Here is a 1,977-nt window from a genome sequence, read left to right on the forward strand (position 1 = left end):
CGTAGTAGCTTAGGCAAGGCGAGGTTCAGTGAAGAAGGAAAAATCTCGATATGGATATATTTGACCATATTTTGAGTGGCAGGTTAAACATATGAAGATAAATATAAAATCAACTTTAAATGAATTTATTAAAAATAATAATCTTTTTGAGGATAATGAAATCTTATCATATCTTCCCAATATAACAATAGATACAGACTCTATAAAAACTATAATGATTAACGAAGTTGTCCCAAGTAATCCTAATGATGATTTTTATAGTTTAGATGAGCATGCTGACTACTTAAAAACTACAATCCCTTTATTCCAAAATGCAGGTACAAAAATATCTAGCATAAATGATATTTTAAATCTAGGCATATATATAACTAATGCAGTAAAATTACCTAAAACAGAATATACAATAACTCGTGACACTATTCAATCGCACATGCCTATTTTAGAAAAAGAAATTAAATTATTCAGTAATCTAAAAGTAATAATGTTGATGGGAGATGTAGCAAAAAAATCTTTTAATATGATTACTAAAAAACATACAAAAAAGAATGCAGTTCCTTCTATTTCAACATATAAACTTCGTAATAGCGAACTTTATTATGACAATTTACGAATATTTCCATCATATATTATGACTGGTGGAAACTTATTGATTGAAAAATCAAAATTCGAAATGGCCTCAGAAGATATTCAAAAAATGATAGAACTTATAAAATAATAAAAAAGTGCCTCATCAAAAACGCTTTGAGGCACTCTACTTTTCAAGCTATAATGTATAATTATATTATTCTTTTTTATAGTAAGTTTAAATTTTTCTTTAATATTATTTATCACTAACTTTTAATATTGTCCATCATTAAATAAATTAAACTTATCTATTTATCTAAAAATATATCCTTCACAGTAACGTCTGGATGGTGATACTTCTTCCTATCTGTCAAAAACGATTTTTTTATATTAATTGCCTCTTTGGGACACCAATGGAAACAGGCTAAACACCTTTCACACTCATTACCCCACTTTGGCTTTCTGTCAACTATACTTATGTTTTCTAATGGGCAAACTCTTTTGCATGTCCCACACCCATTACACTTATCTTCTGCAAAAAATTTAGTAGTGGCAATCTGCATGTTTTTACCCACTAGACGAAGTGTAAAACTGTCTACATATGACTTTAAATTGTTTTTTCCTTCTATCTTTCCACTCTCTAAGTTGTTGATACACTTTGTTATTTCTGACACTCTATTAGTAAAGTTTCTTAGTCTCTCTTCTTCAACATCTCGAGGTGTTGTCAAAGCATTTCCAGGCATATCAATTACAAAACCAGCAGATAGCTCTTTTCCTTTTTTCTTAAGTAATTTATTTATAGTAAACAAACTATGGCCAGCCACTCCATTACATGTAGCAATAGCATACATATCGGGATTACTATTAAAATTTAATTTATCTATAAAAGACTTTACTATATCAGGAACATCAGCAAAATAAACTGGAAAAACAATTACCAAGATATCTTCATTTACGTCTATATTTCTTTCTTTTCTATGTATAGCTAAAGGTATTAATTCTCCATTTTCATTTAACATTTCTTTTAAAGTCTTTGAAACCACTAAAGAGTTTCCCGTTCCAGAAAAATAATAAATCTTAGAACTCATCCTTATCCCTCTTTCTATTGTTTTGTATCATCAATGAGTTAAAAAGACTTCTTAAAACATAATTTATACTTATTTACTGAGTTTATCCAAAGCTTCAGTAAATAAAGACAGTTCCTCATCTGAAATAGATTTAAATGTCTCTGTTGCATATATGTCTGCAATTTTATTTAATGGCTCTTCTAATTCTCTGCCTAAATCTGTTAAAAATATTTGAAACTTTCGTCTATCTTTAACATCTACTTTACGAACACTGAACCTCCCATGACTAAAGTCACAGGGTTCCTGCTTCATAGAATTTTGCATACTAAAATATGTCTTACCAATT

Annotated in this window: 2 protein-coding genes and 1 pseudogene; 1 reads left to right on the forward strand and 2 read right to left on the reverse strand. The window is 28.8% G+C overall.

The features are described 5' to 3' along the window. Positions 1 to 91 precede the first annotated feature (91 nt). The gene (locus KGF46_RS19665) at positions 92 to 715 is read left to right on the forward strand and encodes a uracil-DNA glycosylase family protein (RefSeq protein WP_227830493.1); all 624 of its coding nucleotides are present in this window, start codon (positions 92 to 94) and stop codon (positions 713 to 715) included. A 157-nt stretch (positions 716 to 872) separates the two neighbouring features. On the opposite strand, the gene KGF46_RS19670 is transcribed toward KGF46_RS19665, so the two are convergent. Together KGF46_RS19670 and KGF46_RS19675 are read right to left on the reverse strand one after the other, a co-directional pair. Beyond that, positions 873 to 1,652, reverse strand: coding sequence for an EFR1 family ferrodoxin (locus KGF46_RS19670; protein WP_227843074.1), 780 nt, complete (start codon positions 1,650 to 1,652; stop codon positions 873 to 875). A gap of 69 nt (positions 1,653 to 1,721) precedes the next feature. Next, positions 1,722 to 1,977, reverse strand: a pseudogene (locus KGF46_RS19675) (hypothetical protein); the annotation flags it as partial.

It is taken from the genome of Clostridioides sp. ZZV14-6153, from assembly GCF_020657855.1.
Taxonomy (GTDB): Bacteria; Bacillota; Clostridia; order Peptostreptococcales; family Peptostreptococcaceae; genus Clostridioides.